Genomic DNA, 25,045 nt, shown 5'->3' on the forward strand with positions numbered 1-25,045 from the left:
GTATTAGTTTTTGGTAAGGGTTGCTGTTGCTGTTAATTTTCCGCTGGCTGCTAAAGCATCATAGTATTTTTCAATACTGTTGGCTTTCGAAAAGGCCAGGTTTATTTTGGATTGCAGCTGTTCTACATCGGCTTCCAGCAAATCATTGGTATCCGAAAGACCGTTGTCGTATTTGTCTTTTACAATACGGTAATTTTCGGTAGCCTGTTCTACGGCTTCCTGGTATACTTTGTTTTGTTTGATTGCCAGCTGGTAGTTTTCATTTGCCTGTTGTGTTTCCACTTTTACGCGGTCGGTCATGATCTCTACAGCCTGTTCTGCCTCATGCGCTTTGCTTTTGGCGGCTTTTACTTCTTTTCCGTTTTTGAAAATAGAAGACAAGTCATAGGAAACACCAACACCAAAATTCATCGCATTGGTTACCGTCATCACATTTTGCAGATCCAAAGCAATATAGCCGCCCATCAGTGAAATAGAAGGGTAGTAGCTCCCTTTGGCAACCTTAACATTCGTTTCGGCAGCTTTGTGTTGCGAACGCATGGCTTCAAGGTCATTTCTTCCGGCTAAAGCTTCGTCCACACTCGCGTTAAAAGAAGCATTTTTTTCAAAAACCGCTTCATTCGGAACAACTTGTGTGCCTTCGGCCAATTTTAAAAGTGTGATCAGCTGATAATTCACTGTGCTGACATTCTTTTTCGCTTCTTCCAGGGCAATTTTGTAGTTCGAAACCTGTAATTGTGCTTTTAATAAATCATTACGGGCAATCAGTCCGTTTTGTTCCATTGCTGTAAAATCTTTTACACGTTGCTCGGCACTTTTAATGTTTTCGGCAATTAAAGATGTGCTTTCCTGCGCTTTAAAAAGGTTTACATACAATTTTACAACATCCAGTGCCAGCTGCTCTTTTGTATTCTTAGCAGTATATTGCTCCGCCTGATAAAGGTTTTCTGCAGCTTTGATGTTGTTCTGGATTTTAAATCCGGCAAAAAGGGGTAGGGAAGCACTAGCTTGTCCTAACATTAACTGATTCACTTTTGGTGCAGCTCCCGATTCTTCTCCGCTTCCTCCAAGTTTTAGCTTGACGTCGGCGTTCGTTAATCGTTGGTATTGACCGCTGATTTTTAAATCAGGGTACTGACGATTTTTGACCGTTTGCATTTCAAATTCCTTTGTAGCGACTTTGGTGTCGGCTAATTTTGCTTCGGTACTTTGTGTCATAGCCAGTTGTATCGCTTCATCCAATGACATTTTCTTTTTCTCCTGAGCTTCAGAAGTGAAAACGCCAAAAAGGAAGAAGGCTCCCAACCAGATGGAACTATTCTTCATAGGTTAAAAGTGCTTTAATTGTTTTCTGAATGTGTTTTGTTAAATCATTTTTGATGTAGTGGTCGTATTTATCATCGGTGTCAAGGCCTAATAGTTCGGCATAAAAAGTTTTATTCATCTGGAAATGAAAATAGGCACCCATGATGGTTGGAGGAATCAGGGTAACATTAATATCCTTTTTAAACTGTCCTAAATCCTGACCTTCTCTGATAATGTCTTTTAGCGCTTCAAGATTGTATCGTTTAACCTCATTAAAGGATTCGCAGTTAATTTCCCGTTTCTTCGAGCTGATCTCAAAGTGAATGATCTGATACATCCCTTTATTTTTATTGATGCGGGTAATGTATAGCTCGATCAGCTTGTCAATCTTTTCAAAAGGAGTAAGTGCTTCTTTATACAGGTTTTCGATTTGCAGACGCAGGCCTGCTATTCTTCCAATGATTAAAGCTTCCAGTAGTTTTTCTTTGGAGCCAAAATAGTAAGATATCATGGCAACGTTAATGTTCGCTTCTTTGGCAATGTCTCTGACGGAAGTGCCGTCAAAACCATGTTCGGAAAACAACCGTTCTGCTACCGACAGAATCTCCTGTTGTTTATCGTTAAAATCTGACATCATTTACATTGTTAAAATGAGACTGCAAAATTAAACACTTGTTTAAATTAAACGTTTGTTTAGTTTTAATTTAACGTTATTTTAACTAAATTAAAAAGAGGCTGATGCTACGCTGTTCCTATGATTATAGAAAGAAATTACAGGCTATAGCCTTGAAAATAAAACAAAAAGGGCAGGGCAGAATAACAGAAATAATTTGTTTTAAGTGCTGCACATATTCCAACTTTTTTATACTTTTACCCACCGCAACTGCGCTAAAAGCAAGAACAGCTTTTCAAACGAAAAACTGCTCTTTTACAACCGGATAAAAGACTATCCGGAATCATAAATAAAATCGATAGCTATTCGCTAATTTGTTTTAATTCAGTATTTTGTACTGCATTAGTTAAATGATACTTTTAATAAAACTTTCAATGCTGTCTATTTTATTATGGTTAAGGTAATTGACGAAAGCACTGCCTATAATGGCACCTTTTTGATGCCTGACAGCCTCCGAAAACGTTTCTGAATTACTGATTCCGAAACCGACAATCTGCGGATTTTTCAACTTCATTCTGGCAATCCTTTCAAAGTAATCTTTTTGTTCCGTGCCAAAAGCATTCTGGCTTCCGGTTACACTGGCACTGCTCACCATATAAATAAATCCGTTTGAAATACTGTCGATGTATTCGATGCGTTCAACCGACGTTTGAGGTGTTATTAAAAAAATATTGATCAGTCCGTTTTTCTCGAAAACGGCTTTGTAATCCTGATCAAAAACGGTCACCGGAAGATCCGGAATGATCAAACCGTCAATGCCGATTTCGGCACATTTTTCACAGAATTTTTCAACGCCATATTGCAGAATAGGATTGAAATAGCCCATAATCAATAACGGAATATGTACTGTTTTCCGAATGTCTTTTAGCTGTTCAAACAGTAAATTGGTTGTCATGCCGTTTTCCAGTGCCTGTGTGGAACTGGCTTGAATTGTTGGCCCGTCGGCTAAGGGATCACTAAAAGGCAATCCGATTTCAATCATGTCAACACCACTTTTTTCCAGATTTTCAATAATGGAAACAGTGTCGTTGCGATTCGGATAACCCGCTGTAAAGTATATAGACAATATTTTTTTGTCTTCCTGAAGTTTTATATTGATGCGATTCATTGTTAGATACGGTTTTTGATTTTTGAGGGTTGTTATGTGAGGTTTGAAGCAAGAAGCAAGAAGCAAGAGGCAAGAAGCAAGAGGCAAGAAGCAAGAGGCAAGGGGTTTTTCTATAAATCAAATTTCATACTTCCAATATCATATATCTAAAATCCTACCTCTAAATATTCTCTAATATCCAAAATACCCTATATAGGTGTTTAGGTCCTTATCGCCGCGACCGGACAGGTTAATCACAACGATATCGTCTTCTTTAAACTGTTGCTGTTCCAAAACGGCAAGGGCGTGGGCACTTTCAATTGCCGGAATAATACCTTCCGTTTTACACAAATTCAATCCGGATTGCATGGCTTCATCATCGGTTACCGCGACAAATGCTGCGCGGCCGCTTTTAAACAAATGGGCATGCAACGGACCGACGCCGGGATAATCCAACCCGGCTGAAATAGAATAGGGTTCCGTGATTTGTCCGTCTTCAGATTGCATCAGTAACGTTTTGCTACCGTGTATAATACCGGTTTTACCTAAAGCGGAAGTTGCAGCACTTTCTCCGGAGTTGATCCCTTTTCCGGCCGCTTCCACAGCAATTAATTTAACCTTTTCATCGGCTAAAAAGTGATAAAAAGCACCGGCTGCATTACTGCCGCCGCCAACGCAGGCAATTACATAATCCGGGTTTTCCGTGCCTTCCTTTTCGAATAACTGCTTTTTGATTTCCGCCGAAATAATGCTCTGAAAACGGGCAACCATGTCCGGATACGGATGTGGCCCCACAACCGAACCGATGATATAATAAGTGTCAACAGGATTATTGATCCAGTCACGGATCGCTTCATTAGTAGCATCTTTAAGGGTCCTGGAACCGGATTTAGCCGGACGTACTTCGGCACCGAGCATTTTCATCCGTGCTACATTCGGTGCCTGGCGTTCAATGTCGATTTCTCCCATATAAACAATACATTCCAGTCCCATTAAAGCACAAACGGTAGCGGTGGCAACACCATGCTGTCCGGCTCCGGTTTCGGCTATGATCCTGGTTTTGCCCAATCGTTTGGCTAATAAAATCTGCCCGATCGTATTGTTTATTTTATGTGCACCGGTATGGCATAAATCCTCTCTTTTCAAATATACCTTTGTTTTGTATTGCTGTGATAACCGTTCGGCAAAATACAAAGGCGTAGGACGGCCTACATAGTCACTCAGTAATTGCTGTAATTCTTCGCGAAAAGAAGATTCCTGAATAATCGACAGGTATTTTTCCCGTAATTCGGCTACATTCGGGTATAGCATTTCCGGTATGAAAGCTCCGCCAAATTCACCATAATAACCCTGTTCGTCTGCCTGATATGTTGTTTTCATGTGGTAATATTGTTAATCGTTAAAATTGCTTCTTCACAAAGCGTTTCGTTTTTTAGTCCGGGTGCCGTTTCTAATTTGCTGTTGAAATCTATCGCATAAACCGGTAATCCGGTTTCCAGTAAAAGGGAGATGTTTTCCCAATCCGCTACGCCTATACCGCCGCTAAGGAAGAATGGTTTTGAAGACGGATACTGCTGCAGGATGTTCCAGTCAAAAGCAAAGCCGTTTCCGCCGGGTAATTTTCCTTTGGTATCAAATAAATAGTAATCGCATGCCATATCATAAGCTTCGAGTACATTGAAATCAAAAGAGGAATCCATTGAAAATGTTTTGATGATTTCAATACCCGGAAGTGCTTTTAGTGCCAGACAGAAGTCGGGAGATTCTTCCCCGTGCAATTGTACCGCCTGTAAATCATATTGCTTCACTTTTGCCGTTATTACGGCTATTGATGCATTTACAAATACACCGGTTTTTTTAACTGTACCAGCAATTTCCGGAACAACGGCATCGAAATACCGCGCTGATTTTTCATAGAAAATAAAGCCCAGATAGTCCGGTTGTAACGCTGCAATTGCCTGTATGTTTTCGGAATATTTCATGCCGCAGATCTTTACCTGAATCCTGTTTTTCATACCGTTATATTTATTTGATTTATAAAATCTTTGCAGGCTTTACCTGAATCATTACTTTTCATAAATTTTTCACCAATCAGATAGCCTTTATAACCATACGGTTGCAGGGCTTGAACGGCTTGAACGGTACTGATCCCGCTTTCGGAAACTTTTACAAAATCATCCGGAATGAAGGCTGCCAGCTGCCAGCTGTAATCCAGGCTCACCTCAAATGTTTTCAGGTTACGGTTGTTCACCCCAATCATGTTCAGGCTCGGCATCACCGCTTTTTCCAATTCTTCCCGGTTGTGTACTTCCAGCAGTACTTCCAATCCTAAACACTGGGCAAATTCGGAGAGCTTTTTGATTTCGGCTCTGGACAAAACAGCAGCGATCAATAAAATAAGATCGGCGCCATAAGCTTTCGCTTCCAGTATCTGATATTCGTCAATAATAAACTCTTTTCGCAATAAAGGAAGGTTTACCGAAGCCCTTGCCAGCAGCAGATCTTCTAAAGAACCTCCAAAATATTTCCCGTCTGTCAAAACGGAAATACCACAGGCACCGGCATTTTCATAACCTTTAACGACTTCTTCAACACTAAAGCTGTTATTGATAACCGACTTTGAAGGCGACCGCCGCTTGTGTTCGGCAATTATCCCTGAAGTACTGTTTTTTAAATTATGGCTCAAAGAAAGGGGCGTGCGTTCAAACAAGGCGGCAGCTTCCAGTTGGGAAACCGGGATTATTGTTTTCTTTAAGGTCACTTCGCGGCGTTTGTCGCTGATAATAGCATCTAAAATGTTCATCTTTCTTTTAATTATTGCTGATACGTTGTAATTTTTTCAGGCTATCCAATGCTTTTCTGCTGTTTAAGCTTTCCTTAGCCAGTTCATAACCATCCTGTAGTGTAAGATTGTTAACCGTTGCAATGGCCAGACCGGCATTGGCACAGACCACATTATTCTGGGCCACGGTTCCTTTTCCGGAAATAATATCCATAAACAGTTGAGCCGATGCTGCAATAGTCGTTCCGCCTTTAATGTCGGCAGCCTTTAACGGCTGTAAGCGGAAATCTTCCGGTTTTAAAATCTGCTCCCGCTGTTTGGAAATCACTTTGGTATTACCGGTTAACGATATCTCATCATAGCCGTCGAGGCTGTTCAGGATGGTAAAATTGATCGTGGTATTCTGGTATAAATAGGCATACATACGGGCTAATTCCAGGTTAAAGACCCCAACCAGCTGATTCTTCGGAAAAGAAGGATTAACCATTGGTCCCAGCATGTTAAAAAATGTTTTTACGGCCAGTTCCTTGCGAATGGGGGCTACGTTTTTCATAGCCGGATGAAACAGCGGTGCATGCAGGATGCTGATGTTTGCTTCTTCCATACAGTGCTGTAAAAAACCGGTATCGTTACTAAAACGGATGCCAAGGCTTTCCATGACATTGCTGGAACCGGAAATGGAAGAAACCCCATAGTTTCCGTGTTTGGCGACTTTTATTCCCGTTCCGGCTACAATAAAAGAAGCCAGGGTGGAAATATTAAAAGTATCTTTTCCGTCACCGCCGGTTCCGCACAGATCAATAGTGTTGTATGCGGAGAAATCTACCGGGATGCAAAGCTCCAATAAGGCTTCCCGAAATCCGGCCAACTCGTCAATACTGATGTTGCGCATCATATAGACCGTTAAAAAACTGGCAATCTGGCTCGGGTTGTATAAACCGTTTGAGATATTGACCAGTACGTTTTTTGCTTCTTCTTTCGAAAGCAGCTCCTGATTAATTAATCTGTTTAATATTTGTTTCATGATTTTTAGGTATAAGTTGTGCCGGGCTTCAAATTTTTCAATTTAAAACCAAATCGTTTTTGATGTAGTATGTGTTTGTTATTTAGTTATTTACCCAGTTTTTAAGGATGGTTTTTCCTTCCGGGGTGAGAACACTTTCCGGATGGTATTGCACGCCCCGGACATCGAATGTTTTATGGCGCAGCGACATGATCTGACCGCTATCGTCCACAGAGGTGATTTCCAGTACTTCCGGGAAATCATCAGGATTAACAACCCAGGAGTGGTAACGGCCCACTTCAATATTTTCCGGTAAACCGTTAAAGAGGGATTCGTCGCCAACCGTTATCGTCACCGGTGTCGCCACACCGTGATACACTTTTTCCAGGTTTATCAGGCTTCCGCCAAAGACTTCTCCGATAGCCTGCTGACCGAGGCAGACACCCAAAATACTTTTGGTAGACGCATAGGTGCGGATCACTTCTTTTAACAAACCTGCTTCATCGGGAATTCCGGGACCGGGAGAAAGTAAGATCTTGTCAAAGTTTTTGATCTCCTCAATAAGAAACGCATCGTTGCGATAAACCGTTACTTCACAGTCTAAATCTTCCAGATAATGTACCAGATTGTAGGTAAAACTATCGTAATTGTCTATAACTAATATCTTTTTCATGAGGTTGTCTTTTTGATAAATGTTGCTGTTTGCCTTTTTCTATTGCTTTTTTAATTAAATCGTTTCCGCTACATCAAGTGCCTTGTTGAGTGCTCCCAGTTTGTTGTACACTTCCTGCATCTCATTTTCTGCAACGGAACCGGATACAATTCCGGCACCGGCCTGGTAGTGTAATGTATGATTTTTGCTTAAAAAAGTACGGATCATAATTGCGTGATTAAAATTACCGTCAAAATCCATAAAACCAATAGCTCCGCCATAGAAATTTCTGGATATATTTTCAATTTCTTCAATCAGCTGCATGGCTTTGTGCTTTGGAGCGCCGCTTAACGTTCCGGCAGGAAAAGTATCGGCAACCGTTTGCATCGTTGTGGCATTGTCCCGCAGGTTACCGGTTACTTTGGAAACCAGGTGTATCACATGGGAAAAGAACTGGATCTCTTTATATTTTTCCACTTTAACGCCGTGTCCGTTCCGGCTCAGATCGTTTCGGGCAAGATCAACCAGCATTACGTGCTCACTGTTTTCTTTCGGATCTTCCGATAATTGCTTGGCGAGCAACGCATCATGTTCGTCATTTCCGCTCCGTTTAAAGGTTCCGGCAATGGGATGGATCTCTGCCTTTCTGTTCTTAACAACCAGCTGCGCTTCCGGTGACGAACCCATGATTTTGAAATCACCATAGTCAAAAAAGAAAAGATAAGGCGAAGGATTGATGTTTCGCAAAGCTCTGTATACATTAAATTCATCGCCTTTGAAGGACTGTGAAAACCGTCGGGACAATACCAGCTGGAACACATCGCCGCGATAACAGTGTTTTTTGGCAATGGCAACGTTTTGTTGGAATGCTTCGTCGGTAAGATTGGAAATGGTTTCTCCTTCTTTGGCAAAAGAATAACTGGCAAAATTTTTAGCCTGCAACAGCTGTTCTATTTCGGATATGTTGTTCTGGTTTTCAGTGCTGTGGCAGAAAATATAGGCTTCATTGTTAAAGTGGTTGATCGCAATGATGTTCTGGTATATCGCATAATAAATGTCCGGAATCTGTAAATCACCTTGCTTTTTGGTGATGTCCACGGCTTCAAAATAACGAACGGCATCATAGGCTATATAGCCAAACAAACCGTTGTTGATAAACTTAAAGGCATTTTTTTCTGTTTGAAACTGTGCGGCAAAAGCTTGAATAGCTTCCGGTATACTGGTTTCTTTCTGAATGGCTTCCGTTGTAAGGCTTCCGTCCGGATAGGATTTGACAATGTTTTCCTGCTGAATTTTAATACTTGCAACAGGATTACAGCAGATATAGGAAAAACTGTTGTTATTGGCATGATAGTCACTGCTTTCCAGCAGCAGGCTGTTGGGAAACTTATCGCGTATTTTCAGGTAAACGCTCACCGGAGTTATCGTATCGGCAAGGATTTGTTTGTATGAAGTATGTAGTTTATATTTTTTCATGATTTTTGAATAAGAAATATTGGAAAACAAAAAAGGCTTGTCGTGATGACAAGCCTTATATCTATTTTGGTTTTAAAAATACAGATAGGAGGTTTCGCTCACGATATTCGACGTAAGTTACTCCACCACCAAGTATTGTTTAAAATTGTGTTCATGTTTTTTATTTGTGCTACAAAGGTATAAAAATGATTTTCATTTATGCAAGAGAATTTTAAATAAAATAACAAAAATACTATTTATAGTGTGTTTTATAACATTTTAAAGCTTGTCCTTGACGTCAGACAAAGGCTTTCCTTTTAGCTTTTGGTAGTACAAATGTTTGGGACTGCCAATAATCTGGGAAGTGTAAATACCGGTATGACCCGAGAAAAAATAGGCCACCACACAGGCAATGGCAATATAGATACCGCTGTCAACACCAAAAAGCTCTATGCCCATGATGGTACAGGCAATAGGTGTATTGGTTGCTCCGGAAAACACTGCAACAAATCCCATTCCGGCCAATAACGCTATAGGAAGCGGTACAAACCAAAAGAGCGCATTGCCCAAAGCAGCGCCGATAAAGAACAATGGCGTGACTTCACCGCCTTTAAACCCGGCACCTAATGTAAAAGAAGTAAACAGTATTTTTAATAAAAAATCATAGGAATCCAGCTGCTGGTCAAATGTGTCAACGATAGTCGGAATACCCAAACCAATATATTTTGTGGTTCCCATACCGTAAACTGCCAAAGCAATAACAAGACCACCAATCAGCGGACGTAACGGTGGGAAAGGGATATTCTTTTTAAAAATTGTACCCCAAAAATGAGTAGCTTTTGAAAAAAACATTGCGGTCAGTCCGAACAAGATTCCGGCGAATAACGACCATAACAGGTTTAAAGCGGTCATTTCCGGTATGCTGGGAATACTGTAATGCGTATGATTCACATGCCAGGCCAGGCAGCTGTAATGTGCAATGACAGCCACCAATACACTTGGCAAAATCGCTTCATAGCGGATGCGTCCCAGAACCATTACTTCCAAAGCAAAAACAGCCCCGGCAAGCGGTGTCCCGAAAACGGAGGCAAATCCGGCACTGATTCCCATAATGAGGATGATTTTCCGGTCATCGTTATTCAGTGAAAACCAACGGGAAAACTGGTCGGCAATGGCACCGCCCATTTGTACAGCTGTTCCTTCACGGCCGGCAGAACCGCCAAAAAGATGGGTCATTAAAGTGCCGAACAAAACCAAAGGCGCCATCCGGAACGGGATGATCTTTTTAGGGGAATGAAACTCTTCCAATAGCAGGTTATTGCCCTTAACAACACTTTCGCCCAGATAATGATAACTCAGCCCGATAAGCAATCCGGCTACGGGCAGCAGACAAATGATCCAGACATGATTTTCGCGGTAATTGGTAACCCGGTCTAATGAAAGCAAGAAAAAAGCCGAGACGGAACCGATGATTGTACCGATAATCGCCGCAAGCAAAAGCCAGCGAAATAAAAAAGCCAGTAAAGGTAGTAGCGGAAAATTGGCAAAGTGTCGGTTAAAAGAGTGTTTATCCATAATTGTCTTGATTACATGCATCTATAGTGGCATAAGCCATTCAATAGACGTCATCAGCTTTTTAAGGCGGTTCAAGGCAGACATCATTGCCGTATTTGTACTACAAATGTAAAAATAAAAACAAGAATGGTATTTTTTTATGGTCTGTTTTTTTATTCTGAGCAAAGGAATTCGGTATATATCCCAAAATTTTAGCCTAAGTCCAAAACGAACTACCGTTATACAAAGAAAAGATGAACATTATTGCGGTTCAGCTTTATGCCGGAAAGAGGAACATTTACATGCATGCAATGACACAGCCGGAGTACTCACCGTTTATCCTTTTGCGCTCAAAAAGGATAAAGTTCAGGGTAAAATAATCGTTTCGAAACAGCCGGCGGTATTGGAAATCGATCCGGATGTAAAGAATATTGATACTTTTAACGAAGACAACCGGAAAGAAATCGATTAAAATTTTGTTAAAGGAAAATTTATGAAAATAGACGCTAAAAGCTGATTTTTATACGTTTTTCAAATGAAAAAGACTGTTTTTGAGATTCCTTTTGAGAAAAATTTATTTCAAAAAATATTTTTTATTTGGAGCGTAATTAAAAAATGTTATAAGTTTGCAGTGTTCAAAACAGAATAAAAAAATGAAAAATCAGGTTTTATGTATGGCGATGTGTATGTGCTGCTCAGTTTATGAGGAGGTACCTGCTATTCGTTAATGTCAATAAAACATTTCCAATATCAGTAAAACTCCTCAGGCAATTGAGGAGTTTTTTTTACGCTTAATTTTTCTAAAAACACAAAATAAAATAAAGATGAACACGACAACGGCTATAACAACATTACGAACAGCATCTGCAGCTTGTATGATGATGATGTGTTGTATGCGAAATTTCGCAAGAGGTCGTCTGTCATACTATTTGCTGTAAAAAATAGTATCCCGTAATAGAAGCCTCTTGAATTCAAGAGGCTTTTTTTATACCCATTTATCACGATTGCAAACAAAACAAACAATGAACGAAACGATAATTAATACGCTAAAACAAGGAAAGGATATTGCCGAAAGCCTGAAATTCCTGTCTGAAAACATCACCGGAAAGATTGTTTTTTCTACCAGTTTCGGTATTGAAGACCAGCTAATCACCGATGCTATCTTTTCACAGCAATTGCCCAACATAACGGTTTTCACGCTGGATACGGGCAGACTGTTTCAGGAAACCTATGCCACCTGGGATAAGACAATATTGCAATACGGTAAAAAAATAAAAACCTATTACCCGGATGCTGCCAACCTGGAAACATTTGTAACCGAAAAAGGGATCAACCCTTTTTATGAAAGTATCGAACTCCGGAAGCAATGCTGCCACATCCGGAAAGTGGAACCCTTAAAAAGAGCCTTGAAAGATGCGGAAGTCTGGATCACCGGATTGAGAGCCGAACATTCCCCAAACCGGAACAGCCTGGAAATAGTACAGTGGGACGAACAATACCAGCTGTATAAATTCAATCCGTTACTGCACTGGACCACGGAGGAAGTAAAGGAATATGTCACCAAAAACGGCATCCCGTATAATGTGCTACACGACAAAGGATTTGTAAGCATTGGTTGTGCTCCCTGTACCAGAGCGATTAAAGAAGGAGACGATTTCAGAGCCGGAAGATGGTGGTGGGAAGATACTTCTAAAAAAGAATGCGGATTACACAGTTAAAATAAAACAGATAAACAAATTGAATATGAGTAACTCAAAAGAATATTTAAACCAATTAGAAGACGAAGCCATTTACATTCTTCGCGAAACAGCGGCACAGTTTGAAAAACCGGCTTTATTGTTTTCCGGCGGAAAAGACTCAATCGTTTTGGTTCATTTGGCTCTGAAAGCCTTCCGTCCGGGGAAATTCCCGTTTCCGTTAGTCCATATCGATACCGGGCATAATTTTCCCGAAGCCATCGCTTTCAGAGATTATCTGGTGAATCAGATTGGTGAAAAACTGATTGTAGGCTCGGTTGAAGACAGTATCAAAAAATACAATCTGAAAGAAACCCAGGGACGTTTTCCTTCCCGGAATGCTTTACAAACCTATGCTTTGCTGGATACCATTCAGGAAAATGAATTTGATGCCTGCATTGGCGGTGCGCGGCGTGATGAAGAAAAAGCCAGAGCGAAAGAGCGTATTTTTTCCGTTCGGGACGATTTCGGACAATGGGATCCCAAACTGCAGCGCCCCGAATTGTGGGATATTCTCAACGGAAAAGTAGCCAAAGGACATAATGTACGTGTGTTCCCGATTAGCAACTGGACAGAACTGGATGTCTGGAACTACATCCAGAAATACAACATCGAACTGCCGGAGCTGTATTTTGCGCATGACAGGGAATGTATCGTTCACCAGGATAAACTGGTCGCTACTTCAGCCTTTATTCAGCCGTTGCCAACGGATACCGTGGTGATTGAAAAAGTGCGCTACAGAACGGTAGGCGACATGACCTGTACCGCAGCGGTTCCTTCTGAAGCCGCCACAGTACAGGATATTATTGAAGACATTATTCAGACAAGGATCAGCGAACGCGGGCAAACCCGACTGGACGACCAGCTTTCGGAAGCCGCAATGGAGGACCGTAAAAAACAAGGCTATTTCTAAAATGGTCTTGCAGCTAACGAACTAAAATATAAGCAATAAGGATTTGTAAATCCGCAAAAAAGAAACAGCATGAACACCTTAAAATTTATAACAGCAGGAAATGTAGACGACGGTAAAAGTACTTTGATAGGCCGGTTGCTTTATGATTCCGACAGTATACATACCGACCAGCTGGGAGTATTGCAGCAACAGACAAAACAGGAGGGAGTCACTATCGATTTGTCGTTAATTACCGACGGACTGCGTGCCGAAAGAGAACAGGGAATCACGATAGACGTAGCCTATAAATACTTTTCCACCAGAAAAAGGAAATTCATTATAGCCGATGCGCCCGGCCACGAGCAATATACCCGAAACATGATTACCGGAGCTTCAAACTCCGATTTGATTATTATTCTGGTCGATGCCCGCAAGGGAATTACGACCCAAACCAAACGACATGCCAGTGTGGGATCCTTAATGGGCATTAAAAAAGCTATTATTGCCATCAACAAAATTGACCTGGTGGATTATTCCGAAACGGTTTTTAACACGATTAAAGCCGGTTTCGAAAGCATAAAAGGAAACCTGAACTATGATGAGGTGGCCTATATTCCGGTTAGCGCTTTGGTTGGGGATAATATCGTCGCAAAATCGGAGAAAACCCCATGGTTTGAAGGCGATACTTTATTGAGTACGCTGGAGCATATCGAAATACCGTCCAAAGAAAATTTAGCGACCCGTTTTCAGGTACAATGGGTTATTCGTCCCAAAGACGAAGAAAATCATGACTACAGAGGATACGCCGGGCAGATATTAAGCGGAAGCTACACAACCGGAGATACGGTAAAAGTACTGCCATCCGGAATTGAAACGACTATCGTAAAGATTGAAAAACACCAGCAAAGCATTGACAGCGCTAAGGCGGGTGACAATGTGGTTTTGCACCTGGCAGACAATATAGACATCAGCCGCGGGGACAGTATTGTCAAAACAACCGAATTGCCAACAACTTCCAACGAACTTAAAACCTGGGTATGCTGGCTGGATAATACGCCGCTGCAAATTGGAAAAACCTATCTGCTGCAGCATCGTTTCAGAACCGTTCGGGTAAAAATTCAGGCTGTAGACCGGAAATGGAATGTTAACGAATGGCAGTTTAACGACACAGCAGAAGTGAAACTTAACGATATCGGGCAAATTTCATTACGGGCAAACCAACCGTTATTCTTCGATGCTTTTGAAGAAAATTCCAAAAGCGGTAATGCCATTTTAGTTGATGAAACCACTTTTAATACAGTGGGCGCCCTGATGTTTTTAGCATAAAGTATGGCACATCCGATTTACAATAAGAACAGGCAGAAAATCCGGAAGTTACCGGATAAAGCCGAAACGGAAGCCTGGGTGGAACACATCTTCCAATGGCTGTTTTCGATAGGAGAAGACTATTCCGATGCCGATTTTTTTACCGCCCGCGAAGCAGTGTTAAAAACGGAACTGGAAAAAATATTGAACAGCGTTTTGACGGATCATGAAACAAAAACAGTCGTAAAAGACTTTTTTAACGCTCTGGAAACAATTCACAGCTGGCTGGAAGCCGATCTGGAAGCTGTTTTCAACTTTGACCCGGCAGCGAAATCCCGTAGTGAAGTATTGGTGGCCTATCCCGGTTTTTTTGCCATTGCCATTTACCGGTTGGCACACCAGCTCTGGAAAAGCAAGGTTCCGGTAGTACCCCGGCTGATCTCGGAATACGTACACAGCAAAACAGGAATTGACATTCATCCCGGAGCGAAAATTGGAGAGCGGTTCTTTATCGACCACGGAACCGGTATTGTTATAGGCGAAACCACGGTAATCGGGAATGATGTGAAGATCTACCAGGGGGTAACACTGGGAGCCTTACATGTCAGTAAGGCTAAAGCCGAAGAAAAAAGGCATCCCACTATTGGCAACAAGGTGATTATTTATGCCAATGCTACCATTTTGGGCGGCAATACCGAAATAGGGAATGATGCCATTATAGGAGGAAATGTCTGGATAACCAATTCCATTCCTAAGCAATCACTGGTATACCATAAAAGTGAAATCGTAATTAAAAACAAAGCACCGTTTCCGGAGCCATTGAATTTTGTCATATAAAACAACAACAAAACAATAAAAATGAAAGCACATAATATTTTAGAAACGATAGGGAATACACCCGTTGTACAACTTCAGAAACTATTTGAAGGGAACAAAAATGTATGGATTAAACTGGAAAAAAACAATCCGGGAAACAGTATCAAAGACCGTATTGCCCTGGCAATGATTGAAGATGCCGAACAGAAAGGGCTGTTAAAACCGGACAGTGTGATTATCGAACCTACTTCCGGAAATACCGGTATCGGACTGGCATTGGTGGGCGCCGTAAAAGGATACCGTGTGATTTTGGTCATGCCGGAATCGATGAGTGTAGAGCGACGAAAACTAATGGAAATCTACGGAGCGGAATTTGAACTCACGCCAAGAGAAAAAGGAATGAAAGGTGCGATTGAAAAAGCGAACGAACTGGTTTCCCAAATTCCGAATGCCTGGTCGCCGCAGCAATTTGACAATCCGGCGAATGTAGCAATCCACGAAAAAACAACTGCTCAGGAAATCATCAGTGATTTTCCGGAAGGAGTGGATTACCTGATAACCGGCGTTGGAACCGGAGGACATATTACCGGGGTTGCGAAAGTTTTAAAGGCAAAATATCCGCATATAAAAGTTATCGCGGTAGAACCGGAATTGTCTCCGGTACTAAGCGGAGGAGTGCCGGGACCGCACCCGTTGCAGGGAATCGGAGCCGGATTTGTACCGGCTGTCTTCCAAAAAGAATTAATAGATGAAGTGATTCAGATCGGTAAGGACGAAGCCTTCGAATATGCCCGTGCCATTGCTAAAAAAGAAGGAATACTGGTAGGGATTTCTACCGGAGCCTCTTTAGCTGCCGTGGCTAAAAAGCTGGATGAAATTCCCGATGGCGCGACCGTACTGACCTTTAATTACGACACCGGGGAACGTTACCTGTCCATCGAAGGATTGTATTAATCCGTAAACAAAAGAAAAACCAATGAGTATAGAAAACAAAGGGAAAGTAATATTGGCCGGAGCCGGTCCGGGCGATCCCGATTTAATAAGCGTAAAAGCACTGAAATATTTACAAACAGCCGATGTCATTCTGACCGACAGATTGGTTTCGCCGCAAATGATAGCCGATAATGCAAAGAAAGCCGCGATAATTATATATGTAGGAAAACAATGTTCGAAAGGAATACACACGCCACAAAGTGACATCAATACATTAATGGTGGAATTTGCGAAGCAAAACAAACTGGTATTGCGACTAAAAGGTGGAGATGCTTCGCTTTTTTCGAATGTTTTGGATGAACTTGAAGTGTTGAAAGCAAATCACATTCCGTATGAGATTGTTCCCGGAATATCGGCTGCTTTTGGTGCTGCTGCCTATACGGGAATCCCTTTAACAGCAAGGGAACACGCCAGAGGAGTACGCTTTTTAACCCTGTTCGACCTGAGTACGGTTACCGCGCTGCAATGGACCGATTGGGCAACGACAGATGATACCCTTGTTTTCTATATGAGTGGACAGCGGTTGCACCAGCTGGCGAACTATTTACTGACAAACAATATTGATGTAAACAAAGGAATAGCTGTTGTCCAGCAGGCGACAACCCCTTTTCAGAAAACCAGGGTTTTTTCCTTTGAAGAACTAAAAACAAAAGAATTGCCGGCATTTGAATATGTCCCTACTTTATTAATAGTAGGAAATGTGGTCAACCTGCACCGTCATTATGCCTGGTTTAAGGAACAATCCAAAGCAAGCTCTTATTTCGATAACCATATAATAAACTTACAACATGCTGGCTGAAAATAAATTAGTAGTATTAAAAGATCTGGTAAAACAGTATTCCCGGGAAGAAATCATCTGGACAAGCGGTTATCTCGCCGGTATTCTAGCGCAGCATGAACCACAGCAGCAACCGGAAATCATAGCGGAAGTTGTGGTCAAACCAACCATTATTTATGGAACGGAAACCGGGAATTCTAAAAAACTGGCATCACAATTACAGGCGGTATTAAAGAAAAACAAGATACAGTCCAAAGTAGTGGATGCCTTTCAGTATCCGGTTGAGAAAATTGAAAAAGAAGACTTTGTGATTGTGATCATGAGTACTCAGGGAGAAGGAGATCCGCCACAGAATGCGATCAAATTTTTTGATAACCTGAGCAATACTGCTGCAAACCTTTCCAAAACCAGATTTGCCGTTTTAGGATTAGGCGATTCTTCTTATCCGTTATTCTGTAAGGCGGGTGAAGTTATAGACGGACAGTTTGAACGCTTGGGAGCACAGCGTGTGATTGCCTTCCGGAAAGCCGATGTGGATTATGCTCCGGTTGCCGAAAGCTGGTTTGCCGAAATCCTGAAAGTGCTTCAGCATACGGGAACAGCAACAGCTTCCGAACCGAAAAAGAGTACCGCCAATGCAGCTTCCCATAAAAAAACGTATGAAGGGATTATAACGCATAAAGTTATTTTAAACGACCGGTATTCAAATAAGGAAACCTATCATATTGAGATTGTATCCGAAGCAGAAATTGCCTATGAACCCGGCGATGCCATAGGGTTTTACCCTAAAAACAACCCGAATGAAATAGCCGCAATAGCCGCTTTGTTTGGAGCTGAACAACAAAGCCGGGAGCTTACTGATAAAAATATCAGGGGATTGTCTAAAAAATCATTGGATGCTATAGGGCGGTTGTTGAATGTGGCTATTACAGAAGATAAAGCCGATTTACTGGATATCCTGGAAAAATATCCTGCTCAGGAAGCGATTTCATGGGATGCTTTGATTGCGCTGCTGCACCCGATAGCTCCGCGTTTGTATTCCATTTCTTCTGCATTGGAAGCCCATGAAGGAGAAGTACACGTTACTGTGAACCGGAATACGTTTACCGTTGACGGAAATCAGAAAACAGGCTTATGTTCCCAGTTTTTAGCCGATTATGAAAAAGACACCCCAATAAGCTTTTACATTCATAAGAACCAGAATTTCAGATTGCCGGAAGAAGACAAGGACATTATTATGATAGGACCGGGAACGGGGATTGCCCCATTCCGAAGCTTTCTGGCACACCGCGATGCTACCGGTGCGGAAGGTAAAAACTGGCTGATTTTCGGAGAACAGCATTTTGTTTCCGATTTCTATTATCAGACGGAAATACAGGAATGGCTGGCTACCGGCGTACTGACAAAACTGGACACGGCTTTTTCCCGGGATCAGAAACATAAGATCTATGTTCAGGACCGGTTAAAGCAGCAGGCAAAAGAATTTTACGAATGGCTGTCCAACGGTGCCTATATATATGTGTGCGGACAAAAAGACCCGATGAGTACCGATGTGGAAAACACCATACTGGAAATTATAGCAACAGCAGAAAACATCAGCATTCCGGAAGCGAAGCATATATTGGAAAACCTGGAAACAGAAGGACGCTATCAGAAAGATGTGTATTAGAACAACGTATAAAATAATAAAATGAGTAACGATAAATTATCCCCGATTGAAGCCATAAAAGTAAAGAGTGACGGACTTCGAGGCACATTAAAAGAGAGTTTAACAGACAACCATACCGGTAATGTCCGTCCGGACGATGAAGCACTGGTGAAATTCCACGGAATGTATGTTCAGGATGACCGGGACAGAAGAGCGGAAAGAGCAGCGAAAAAACTGGATAAGCTGTATTCTTTTATGATCCGGCTACGTATTCCGGGAGGTGTGATCACTGCCGACCAATGGCTGGCTACCCATGAAATTTCGGAAGAATACGGAACCGGAACTTTAAAAATTACAACCCGGCAGACCATTCAGCTGCACGGATTGCTAAAACACCAGTTACAGTCTACTATCCAGGGATTCCTGCTGGCAAAACTGGATTCCATTGCTGCCTGTGGCGATGTAAACCGGAATGTGACTTGTAGCTCACATCCGCAGGTTTCGCCTTTGTTTCAGCAGATATATGATTATGCCGATAAGATCTCGACATTGCTGCTGCCCAAAACACAATCGTATTATGAAGTGTGGATAGACGGTGAAAAGATATACGAACGCTCCAGCGAAGCCGATCCGCTGTATCAGGATCGCTATCTGCCGAGGAAATTCAAGATTGCGATCGCGATTCCGCCATCGAACGATGTGGATGTGTTTTCGAACGATATCGGATTGATTGCCATCATTAAAGACGGTCAGTTAAAAGGATTCAATATTGCCATTGGAGGCGGTTTGGCAACCACACACGGTAACCCGAATACCTATTCGCGCCTGGCAACCATCATTGGATTTACCGATACCGAAGCCAAAACACTGAAAGCCGTTTATGAAGTGTTGACCATTCAGCGGGATTATGGCAACCGCAGCGACCGGAAATTATCCCGTTTAAAATATACGGTCGATAAATTAGGAGTCGATAATTTTAAAAAAGAACTGGAAAAAAGAATCGGATTTGTGCTGCTTCCGGAAGAAAGTTATGCGTTTACGGAAAGAAATGACCGTTACGGATGGCAGGAAAACTATGAGAACAAATGGTTTTATACCTTGTTTGTAGAGCATGGTGTGATAAAGCCGTATCAGAAACAATTTCTGTATGAACTGGCGCAATTGCAAATTTCCGATTTCCGCTTTACCTGTAACCAAAACCTGATTTTGGGAGAGATTTCCGCAGCCAATAAAGAAAAAGTTACGGCACTGATCGCGAAATATAAAATTGAAGAGCAGGATAGTGCGATGCGAAAAAGCTCGATGGCCTGTGTGGCGATGCCTACCTGTCCGTTAGCCTTAGCCGAAGCACAGCGCTACTTACCCGAATTGGTCACTAAAATCGAACCGTTCCTTAAAAAGTATGATCTGGAGCAGGACGAGATCAGTATCCGGATGACAGGATGCCCGAATGGCTGCGGCCGGCCTTATTTGGCCGAAATTGGCTTTGTGGGCACCGGACCGGGGCAATATAATTTAATGCTTGGCGGCGACCGTTTAGGAAACCGCCTGAATCAGGTTTATAAAAAGCAGCTTACAGAAACAGAAATATTGACGGAACTGGATGGTCTTTTTGACCAGTACACAAAAGAGCGTATACAGCATGAAACATTCGGAGATTTTACACACAGGAAATTTTTTGCGGTTCACTAAACGATCCGGTTCGGTCATCGTCCTGTTTGTATCCTGTTCGCTACTGGCTCAAAAATCGGTTACGCATCAGCAATTGCTTTGGTATGGGTATTATAATACTTTAAAGATAAATAAAAACTGGAACGTGTTAAGCGAGGTTCAGGAAAGGCAGTTTTACAATCCCACCGCACAGCATCAGCTGGTTTTCAGGAGTAATGTTCAGCGGAAGCTGATTGATAACTGGAATGCTTCGGCCGGAATGACGCTCTTTTTGCAAAGTCCGCAGGATCCGGAAGCGGAGAGCAGCCTGATCGTTCCCGAATTGCGTCCGGATATTGGTTTTGACAATAAGCAGAAGTTCTCTTTTATGACGATCTCGCACCGCTATAAAGCCGAAGCCCGTTTTTTTCACGATACGGAAAATAATGAACTGAGCGGCGGTTACCGCTTTTCAAATTTCCGGTTCCGCTATCAGCTGGGCTTTGATATTCCGGTTATCCGAAAAAAACACACCAGAGAAGAGATGATAACAGTTAAGGTAAAAGATGAGGTGATGTTTAATGCTGGCAGTACCATTGTAAAGAATGTTTTTGACCAGAACCGGATTTATGCCGCAGTCAATTACCGGCTGAATCCTGCCTTTGCCGTGGAGGTTGGCTATATGAACTGGTACCAGCAGCGCACTTCCGGAACGGAATATTATGACCGTGATATTCTCAGAATATCCTTGTTTCACACGATATCTTTAAAAAATAAATAAACATGGAAAATACATTATTTCCAATATTTTTAAAAACCGATACCTTCCGTTTCCTGATCGTAGGCGGTGGGAAAATTGGTCTGGAAAAAGCAGAAACACTATTAAGGCAGAATCCGCTGGCTGCCATCCGGATTATTGCCCGGGAAATCAGCAATGATTTATGGGAATTGCTAAGAGAATATCCGCATATCGAATGGGAGGAACGTGCTTTTGCCGATGGAGATCTGGCAGCTGCCGATTTCCTGATCATTGCTACGGACAATACCGGATTGAACCGCGAAATCAAGGAACGGGCCAATGAGAAAGGAATCCTGGTAAATGCCGCCGATCAGCCCGATCTGTGCGACTTTTATCTGGGTTCGATAGTGAATAAGGGCCATTTAAAAATTGCAATTTCCACCAATGGAAAGTCACCGGTTTTAGCCCGTCGTTTGCGGGAACATTTTCAGGAAGCCATTCCGGAAAATATTCACGACAGCATTGAAAATCTGAATGCTTTCCGGGCGAGGCACAAAGGAGATATACAAACAAAGCTGGCTTCCCTGAATCAGGCAACGGCATTGCTGGTTAGCCGGGATAACAGTAAAAAAGAAGGGAAGCAGTACAAAGAGCTGACTTTTGAAATAGCAGTTGTTTTTTTGGCTGTTTTCTTTGGATACGGATTGTCCTCGGTAATTTCGGTTCATGACCTGAATGGTTATATCCGGGAAATTCCGCCGGCTTTTTACGGGATGGTATTGGTTGGTTTCTTTGCACAGCTGGTTGATGGTGCTGTCGGACTGGGCTATGGCGTGACCTGTGCGACCAGTATGATGCTGTTTGGAATTAAGCTTCCGGCCATTAGCGGCAGTATTCACACCGCCGAAATGTTTTCCAGCGGAATCAGTGGTTTTTCCCATTATAAATTCGGGAATGTCAACAAAAAACTATTGTTATGGCTGGCTATTCCGGGTGTTGTTGGTGCCGTGAGCGGCGCTTTACTGCTCATTTATCTCGGGAACAAATACGAAACGGTTACTTATGCTATTTTAGCATCCTATACGATGATTATCGGGATACGGCTTATTATTATTGCTTTTCGCAAAAAGATTGTCCGAAAGAAAGTGAAACACACGGGATTATTAGGTTTTTCCGGCGGACTTTTTGATGCATTTGGCGGCGGCGGCTGGGGACCTATTGTGACCTCTACCTTATTGGCAAAAGGACGAAAATCCAGCTATGTGGTAGGTACCGTTAGTCTGGCTGAGTTTTTTGTAACGCTGGCGGCTTCCATTACTTTTTTTGCTTCTTTGGGCGTAAGCCACTGGTATATAGTGATCGGTTTAATTGTGGGCGGTTCCATAGCCGCACCGTTAGCGGCACGATTAGCCGGTAAGTTGCCGCAAAAAACAGCAATACTGGCAGTTGCCTTTTTAGTGATTGTATTCAGTATCCGAATGCTGTTTAAGATTTTTTAAACACAAAATAAATCCAATAAAAAAGAGGCTGTCATCTGACAGCCTCTTTTCTTTTTCATAGCAAAGTTTTGTTCGGATATTAGAACTGTAAGCTTACAGTTAAATCAAACTCATCGTTGATCGCTTTATCTCCGATAGAACTGAAGATAGAACCAGAGTTGTACTCAATTCCGTATTTAGTTCTGTCAATTTTGAAGCTTGTTGTAGCCGTGTTTCCTTTTACAACGATATCAAAAGTTACAGGGTTTGTTTTATCTTTAATTGTTAAATCAGCAGTTACAGTATAAGTATCGTTTCCTTTTTCAGCGATAGTTTTGAAAACCAATTTAGAAGTTGGGAATTTTTCAACACCAAAGAAATCATCTGCTTTTAAGTGACCGTCTAAACCAGCTTTAGATTTTCCGGTTACGTCTGTTGCACTAATGGTAGTCATGTCTACAGTGAAGTTACCACCTTTTAATTTTTTTCCTTTGAAAACTAAAGCGCCTTCTTTTAAGTTGATTGTTCCTTCGTGCTGACCGGTTACTTTTTTACCAACCCAGTTGATAGTACTTTTAGAAGCATCTACTTTTTTTGTTTGAGCTGAAGCTGATAATGTACCTAAAGCTACTACTAATGCTAACGCAATTGATTTTAAATTTTTCATTTGATTTTAAAATGGTTTTAATTAATTGATTATAAATTGATAAATAATTCTTCGTTTGATTTTCTCACTTTTGCATAATGCTGTGTAGCATCTTCTTCATGACGGTATCCTAAAGTTGCAATAAGGGAAGCGTTTAATCCTTTTTCGGTTAGTCCAAGAATTTCGTTCACTTTTGCCGGCTCAAAACCTTCCATTGGCGTTGCATCAATTTTTAAAGAAGCAGCAGCAGTTAAAAGGTTGCCTAAAGCAAGGTAGGTTTGTTTTGAAGTCCAGGTATTTCTGGCTTCTTCTGATAAAGCGGTAAGGGTGGTTTTCATAAAATCACCATAACCCTGAATGCTTTCCATAGGAATGTTTCTTGTCGCTACGATATTATCCATAAAAGCGTCGATTTGCTCGGTACCAAAATTAGTAATGTTTGCAAATACTACTAAATGAGAAGCGTCAACAATTTGTGATTGTCCCCAGGCAGCCGGTTGTATTTTGGCTCTTAATTCCGGATCTTCAACGATAAATATTTTGTATGGCTGTAAACCATAAGACGAAGCACTCAGGCGGATCGCTTCTTTGATTGTTTCTAAATCTTCGTTAGAAATTTTTTTTGCTGCATCAAATTTCTTTGTTGCATAACGCCATTTCAGCGTGTCTATTAAATTACTCATATAAGTATGTTTCAAAAATTAACGGTTCTGTATTTTTCTAATAAATCATTTAATTGTTCCAATTCGTCTGTTGTGAGATTCTCTGAAAAAGCAGCTTCATGCTGTTCCACTTTCGGATCCAGTTCTTCTAGTAAATCCATTCCTTTTGGCGTAATGGTCACTTCCATTTTTCGTCGGTTATCCGGACAAACTTCGCGGGTAACCAGGTCTTTCAGTAATAGTTTGTCAACAAGACGGGTGGTGTTACTGGTTTTCGCAAGCATGCGTTCCTGTATTACACACATATTGGTTGGTTTGGCCTTCTGACCTCTCAAAATTCGCAATACATTATATTGTTCACTTGATAATTCATAAGGTTTTAATACCTCAGCGAATTTCTCTGAAACCAAGTTTTGAGTGTACAAAATATTCAGCACTGTTCTTTTGCCCAGTGATAAAGCTTTTGTAGATTTGATGATGTCTTCGATTTTCATTGCGTTATTAAATTTGTTGGTACAAATGTAGTAATGTTTTTAATTGTATATACAAATGTTTGTTTAATTTTTTGTTAAATTTATTTCGAAGGCTGTTATAATGCTTAATTTTAGTGACCTAAACCAATATTCTAAATGAAAAAAATAATCATTATGCTGGCTGTTTTCAGTTTTATTTCCTGTAAAAAAGAAGTCAAAACAGAAGAAAAAGCAGTCACAGAAACAGCAGCAGCTACGCCAAAACCATTAAAAATATATGAAAAAGACGGGGTTAAAGTAAAATCGTTTGACTTTAACGGACTGGAGCCTTTATTAAAAAAAGATAACGATACTACCTATGTGGTTAACTTTTGGGCAACCTGGTGTGTACCCTGTGTAGCAGAACTGCCGCATTTTGAAAAGCTGAATGCCGATTATAAAGATAAAAAAGTAAAAGTACTGCTGGTAAGCCTTGACATGCCGCAAAAAGTGGAAAGCAACCTTTTGCCTTTTATCAAAAAAAAGAATATGCAATCGGAAATCGTGTACTTAAACGATCCGGATGCGAATGCCTGGATTTCCAAAGTTGATACCGCCTGGTCCGGAGCAATTCCGGCAACAGTGATTTATAAAGGGGACAAACGTAAGTTTTTCGAGCAATCGTTTACGTATGAAGCTTTACAGAAAGAATTACAATCCATCATGAATTAATTAACCA

The 25,045-nt window shown here is 41.5% G+C and carries 25 protein-coding genes and 1 riboswitch; of the genes, 12 read left to right on the plus strand and 13 right to left on the minus strand.

All coding sequences use genetic code 11. The features are described 5' to 3' along the window. Window positions 1–3: 3 nt before the first annotated feature. The 10 genes from HW120_RS10910 to HW120_RS10955 form a co-directional block, all read right to left on the minus strand. The gene (locus HW120_RS10910) at window positions 4–1,326 is read right to left on the minus strand and encodes a TolC family protein (protein ID WP_177734047.1); all 1,323 of its coding nucleotides are present in this window, start codon (window positions 1,324–1,326) and stop codon (window positions 4–6) included. Continuing rightward, window positions 1,316–1,942: a TetR/AcrR family transcriptional regulator gene (locus tag HW120_RS10915; protein WP_317168370.1), complete on the minus strand. Its 627-nt coding sequence runs from the start codon at window positions 1,940–1,942 to the stop codon at window positions 1,316–1,318. Before HW120_RS10915 ends, HW120_RS10910 begins: the two co-directional genes overlap by 11 nt. A 382-nt stretch (window positions 1,943–2,324) precedes the next feature. Beyond that, the gene (gene trpA / locus HW120_RS10920; RefSeq protein ID WP_177734049.1) at window positions 2,325–3,086 is read right to left on the minus strand and encodes a tryptophan synthase subunit alpha; all 762 of its coding nucleotides are present in this window, start codon (window positions 3,084–3,086) and stop codon (window positions 2,325–2,327) included. Between the two features lie 171 nt (window positions 3,087–3,257). Beyond that, complete coding sequence (trpB, locus tag HW120_RS10925) at window positions 3,258–4,445, minus strand: tryptophan synthase subunit beta (protein ID WP_177734051.1); 1,188 nt, start codon at window positions 4,443–4,445, stop codon at window positions 3,258–3,260. After that, entirely contained in the window at window positions 4,442–5,080 is a 639-nt protein-coding gene (locus HW120_RS10930) for a phosphoribosylanthranilate isomerase (RefSeq protein ID WP_246296979.1), read from the minus strand. The genes trpB and HW120_RS10930 overlap by 4 nt, the downstream gene beginning before the upstream one ends. Further along, window positions 5,077–5,868 carry an indole-3-glycerol phosphate synthase TrpC gene (gene trpC / locus HW120_RS10935; protein WP_177734053.1) on the minus strand — a complete coding sequence of 264 codons (792 nt, stop codon included), beginning with the start codon at window positions 5,866–5,868 and terminating at the stop codon, window positions 5,077–5,079. The genes HW120_RS10930 and trpC overlap by 4 nt, the downstream gene beginning before the upstream one ends. Before the next feature lie 7 nt (window positions 5,869–5,875). Then, window positions 5,876–6,871 carry an anthranilate phosphoribosyltransferase gene (trpD, locus tag HW120_RS10940; protein WP_177734055.1) on the minus strand — a complete coding sequence of 332 codons (996 nt, stop codon included), beginning with the start codon at window positions 6,869–6,871 and terminating at the stop codon, window positions 5,876–5,878. An 82-nt stretch (window positions 6,872–6,953) separates the two neighbouring features. Then, entirely contained in the window at window positions 6,954–7,523 is a 570-nt protein-coding gene (locus tag HW120_RS10945; RefSeq protein WP_177734057.1) for an anthranilate synthase component II, read from the minus strand. A gap of 54 nt (window positions 7,524–7,577) precedes the next feature. Further along, window positions 7,578–8,978: an anthranilate synthase component I family protein gene (locus HW120_RS10950; protein WP_177734059.1), complete on the minus strand. Its 1,401-nt coding sequence runs from the start codon at window positions 8,976–8,978 to the stop codon at window positions 7,578–7,580. A 258-nt stretch (window positions 8,979–9,236) separates the two neighbouring features. Further along, window positions 9,237–10,532 (minus strand): voltage-gated chloride channel family protein, encoded by a 1,296-nt coding sequence (locus HW120_RS10955; RefSeq protein WP_177734061.1) that lies wholly within the window; start codon window positions 10,530–10,532, stop codon window positions 9,237–9,239. Between the two features lie 37 nt (window positions 10,533–10,569). Continuing rightward, window positions 10,570–10,632: riboswitch (Fluoride riboswitch) on the minus strand. Between the two features lie 39 nt (window positions 10,633–10,671). Between HW120_RS10955 and HW120_RS10960 the strand changes: the two genes are divergently transcribed. The 11 genes from HW120_RS10960 (at window position 10,672) to HW120_RS11010 (ending at window position 22,567) form a co-directional block, all read left to right on the plus strand. Continuing rightward, window positions 10,672–10,983: a hypothetical protein gene (locus tag HW120_RS10960; protein ID WP_177734063.1), complete on the plus strand. Its 312-nt coding sequence runs from the start codon at window positions 10,672–10,674 to the stop codon at window positions 10,981–10,983. Between the two features lie 550 nt (window positions 10,984–11,533). Further along, a complete protein-coding gene (locus HW120_RS10965; RefSeq protein WP_177734065.1) occupies window positions 11,534–12,229 on the plus strand; it encodes a phosphoadenylyl-sulfate reductase in 696 nt (231 codons plus the stop codon). Window positions 12,230–12,254: 25 nt separating this feature from the next. Then, on the plus strand, window positions 12,255–13,160 hold the full coding sequence (gene cysD, locus HW120_RS10970) for a sulfate adenylyltransferase subunit CysD (RefSeq protein ID WP_177734067.1): 906 nt from the start codon (window positions 12,255–12,257) through the stop codon (window positions 13,158–13,160). A gap of 69 nt (window positions 13,161–13,229) precedes the next feature. Further along, complete coding sequence (locus HW120_RS10975) at window positions 13,230–14,465, plus strand: sulfate adenylyltransferase subunit 1 (RefSeq protein WP_177734069.1); 1,236 nt, start codon at window positions 13,230–13,232, stop codon at window positions 14,463–14,465. A 3-nt stretch (window positions 14,466–14,468) separates the two neighbouring features. Beyond that, a complete protein-coding gene (gene epsC / locus HW120_RS10980; protein ID WP_177734071.1) occupies window positions 14,469–15,281 on the plus strand; it encodes a serine O-acetyltransferase EpsC in 813 nt (270 codons plus the stop codon). Window positions 15,282–15,302: 21 nt separating this feature from the next. Then, complete coding sequence (gene cysK, locus HW120_RS10985; protein WP_177734073.1) at window positions 15,303–16,214, plus strand: cysteine synthase A; 912 nt, start codon at window positions 15,303–15,305, stop codon at window positions 16,212–16,214. Window positions 16,215–16,236: 22 nt separating this feature from the next. Continuing rightward, window positions 16,237–17,052 carry a uroporphyrinogen-III C-methyltransferase gene (gene cobA, locus HW120_RS10990; protein ID WP_177734075.1) on the plus strand — a complete coding sequence of 272 codons (816 nt, stop codon included), beginning with the start codon at window positions 16,237–16,239 and terminating at the stop codon, window positions 17,050–17,052. Beyond that, window positions 17,042–18,700 (plus strand): diflavin oxidoreductase, encoded by a 1,659-nt coding sequence (locus HW120_RS10995; protein WP_177734077.1) that lies wholly within the window; start codon window positions 17,042–17,044, stop codon window positions 18,698–18,700. Before cobA ends, HW120_RS10995 begins: the two co-directional genes overlap by 11 nt. Window positions 18,701–18,721: 21 nt before the next feature. Further along, window positions 18,722–20,371, plus strand: a complete 1,650-nt coding sequence (locus tag HW120_RS11000; protein WP_177734079.1) for an NADPH-dependent assimilatory sulfite reductase hemoprotein subunit — start codon at window positions 18,722–18,724, stop codon at window positions 20,369–20,371. After that, complete coding sequence (locus HW120_RS11005) at window positions 20,358–21,110, plus strand: DUF2490 domain-containing protein (protein WP_177734080.1); 753 nt, start codon at window positions 20,358–20,360, stop codon at window positions 21,108–21,110. Before HW120_RS11000 ends, HW120_RS11005 begins: the two co-directional genes overlap by 14 nt. 2 nt (window positions 21,111–21,112) lie before the next feature. Beyond that, the gene (locus HW120_RS11010; RefSeq protein ID WP_177734082.1) at window positions 21,113–22,567 is read left to right on the plus strand and encodes a TSUP family transporter; all 1,455 of its coding nucleotides are present in this window, start codon (window positions 21,113–21,115) and stop codon (window positions 22,565–22,567) included. 79 nt (window positions 22,568–22,646) lie between these two features. On the opposite strand, the gene HW120_RS11015 is transcribed toward HW120_RS11010, so the two are convergent. From HW120_RS11015 to HW120_RS11025, 3 genes are read right to left on the minus strand one after another with little or no spacing between them, the layout of a single operon-like run. Continuing rightward, a complete protein-coding gene (locus tag HW120_RS11015; protein WP_177734084.1) occupies window positions 22,647–23,213 on the minus strand; it encodes a YceI family protein in 567 nt (188 codons plus the stop codon). A 29-nt stretch (window positions 23,214–23,242) separates the two neighbouring features. After that, window positions 23,243–23,875 carry an NAD(P)H-dependent oxidoreductase gene (locus HW120_RS11020; RefSeq protein ID WP_177734086.1) on the minus strand — a complete coding sequence of 211 codons (633 nt, stop codon included), beginning with the start codon at window positions 23,873–23,875 and terminating at the stop codon, window positions 23,243–23,245. 11 nt (window positions 23,876–23,886) lie between these two features. Further along, complete coding sequence (locus tag HW120_RS11025) at window positions 23,887–24,348, minus strand: MarR family winged helix-turn-helix transcriptional regulator (protein WP_177734088.1); 462 nt, start codon at window positions 24,346–24,348, stop codon at window positions 23,887–23,889. 135 nt (window positions 24,349–24,483) lie between these two features. Between HW120_RS11025 and HW120_RS11030 the strand changes: the two genes are divergently transcribed. After that, a complete protein-coding gene (locus HW120_RS11030) occupies window positions 24,484–25,038 on the plus strand; it encodes a TlpA family protein disulfide reductase (protein WP_177734090.1) in 555 nt (184 codons plus the stop codon). The last annotated feature ends 7 nt before the right edge of the window (window positions 25,039–25,045 follow it).

This window comes from Flavobacterium inviolabile (assembly GCF_013389455.1).
Taxonomy (GTDB): domain Bacteria; phylum Bacteroidota; class Bacteroidia; order Flavobacteriales; family Flavobacteriaceae; genus Flavobacterium; species Flavobacterium inviolabile.

Coding starts and splice junctions, on each gene's coding strand:
- HW120_RS10910 (WP_177734047.1), bottom strand. CDS start 1,326: ATGAAGAATAGTTCCATCTGGTTGGGAGCCTTCTTCCTTTTTGGCGTT.
- HW120_RS10915 (WP_317168370.1), bottom strand. CDS start 1,942: ATGATGTCAGATTTTAACGATAAACAACAGGAGATTCTGTCGGTAGCA.
- trpA (WP_177734049.1), bottom strand. CDS start 3,086: ATGAATCGCATCAATATAAAACTTCAGGAAGACAAAAAAATATTGTCT.
- trpB (WP_177734051.1), bottom strand. CDS start 4,445: ATGAAAACAACATATCAGGCAGACGAACAGGGTTATTATGGTGAATTT.
- HW120_RS10930 (WP_246296979.1), bottom strand. CDS start 5,080: ATGAAAAACAGGATTCAGGTAAAGATCTGCGGCATGAAATATTCCGAA.
- trpC (WP_177734053.1), bottom strand. CDS start 5,868: ATGAACATTTTAGATGCTATTATCAGCGACAAACGCCGCGAAGTGACC.
- trpD (WP_177734055.1), bottom strand. CDS start 6,871: ATGAAACAAATATTAAACAGATTAATTAATCAGGAGCTGCTTTCGAAA.
- HW120_RS10945 (WP_177734057.1), bottom strand. CDS start 7,523: ATGAAAAAGATATTAGTTATAGACAATTACGATAGTTTTACCTACAAT.
- HW120_RS10950 (WP_177734059.1), bottom strand. CDS start 8,978: ATGAAAAAATATAAACTACATACTTCATACAAACAAATCCTTGCCGAT.
- HW120_RS10955 (WP_177734061.1), bottom strand. CDS start 10,532: ATGGATAAACACTCTTTTAACCGACACTTTGCCAATTTTCCGCTACTA.
- HW120_RS10960 (WP_177734063.1), top strand. CDS start 10,672: ATGGTCTGTTTTTTTATTCTGAGCAAAGGAATTCGGTATATATCCCAA.
- HW120_RS10965 (WP_177734065.1), top strand. CDS start 11,534: ATGAACGAAACGATAATTAATACGCTAAAACAAGGAAAGGATATTGCC.
- cysD (WP_177734067.1), top strand. CDS start 12,255: ATGAGTAACTCAAAAGAATATTTAAACCAATTAGAAGACGAAGCCATT.
- HW120_RS10975 (WP_177734069.1), top strand. CDS start 13,230: ATGAACACCTTAAAATTTATAACAGCAGGAAATGTAGACGACGGTAAA.
- epsC (WP_177734071.1), top strand. CDS start 14,469: ATGGCACATCCGATTTACAATAAGAACAGGCAGAAAATCCGGAAGTTA.
- cysK (WP_177734073.1), top strand. CDS start 15,303: ATGAAAGCACATAATATTTTAGAAACGATAGGGAATACACCCGTTGTA.
- cobA (WP_177734075.1), top strand. CDS start 16,237: ATGAGTATAGAAAACAAAGGGAAAGTAATATTGGCCGGAGCCGGTCCG.
- HW120_RS10995 (WP_177734077.1), top strand. CDS start 17,042: ATGCTGGCTGAAAATAAATTAGTAGTATTAAAAGATCTGGTAAAACAG.
- HW120_RS11000 (WP_177734079.1), top strand. CDS start 18,722: ATGAGTAACGATAAATTATCCCCGATTGAAGCCATAAAAGTAAAGAGT.
- HW120_RS11010 (WP_177734082.1), top strand. CDS start 21,113: ATGGAAAATACATTATTTCCAATATTTTTAAAAACCGATACCTTCCGT.
- HW120_RS11015 (WP_177734084.1), bottom strand. CDS start 23,213: ATGAAAAATTTAAAATCAATTGCGTTAGCATTAGTAGTAGCTTTAGGT.
- HW120_RS11020 (WP_177734086.1), bottom strand. CDS start 23,875: ATGAGTAATTTAATAGACACGCTGAAATGGCGTTATGCAACAAAGAAA.
- HW120_RS11025 (WP_177734088.1), bottom strand. CDS start 24,348: ATGAAAATCGAAGACATCATCAAATCTACAAAAGCTTTATCACTGGGC.
- HW120_RS11030 (WP_177734090.1), top strand. CDS start 24,484: ATGAAAAAAATAATCATTATGCTGGCTGTTTTCAGTTTTATTTCCTGT.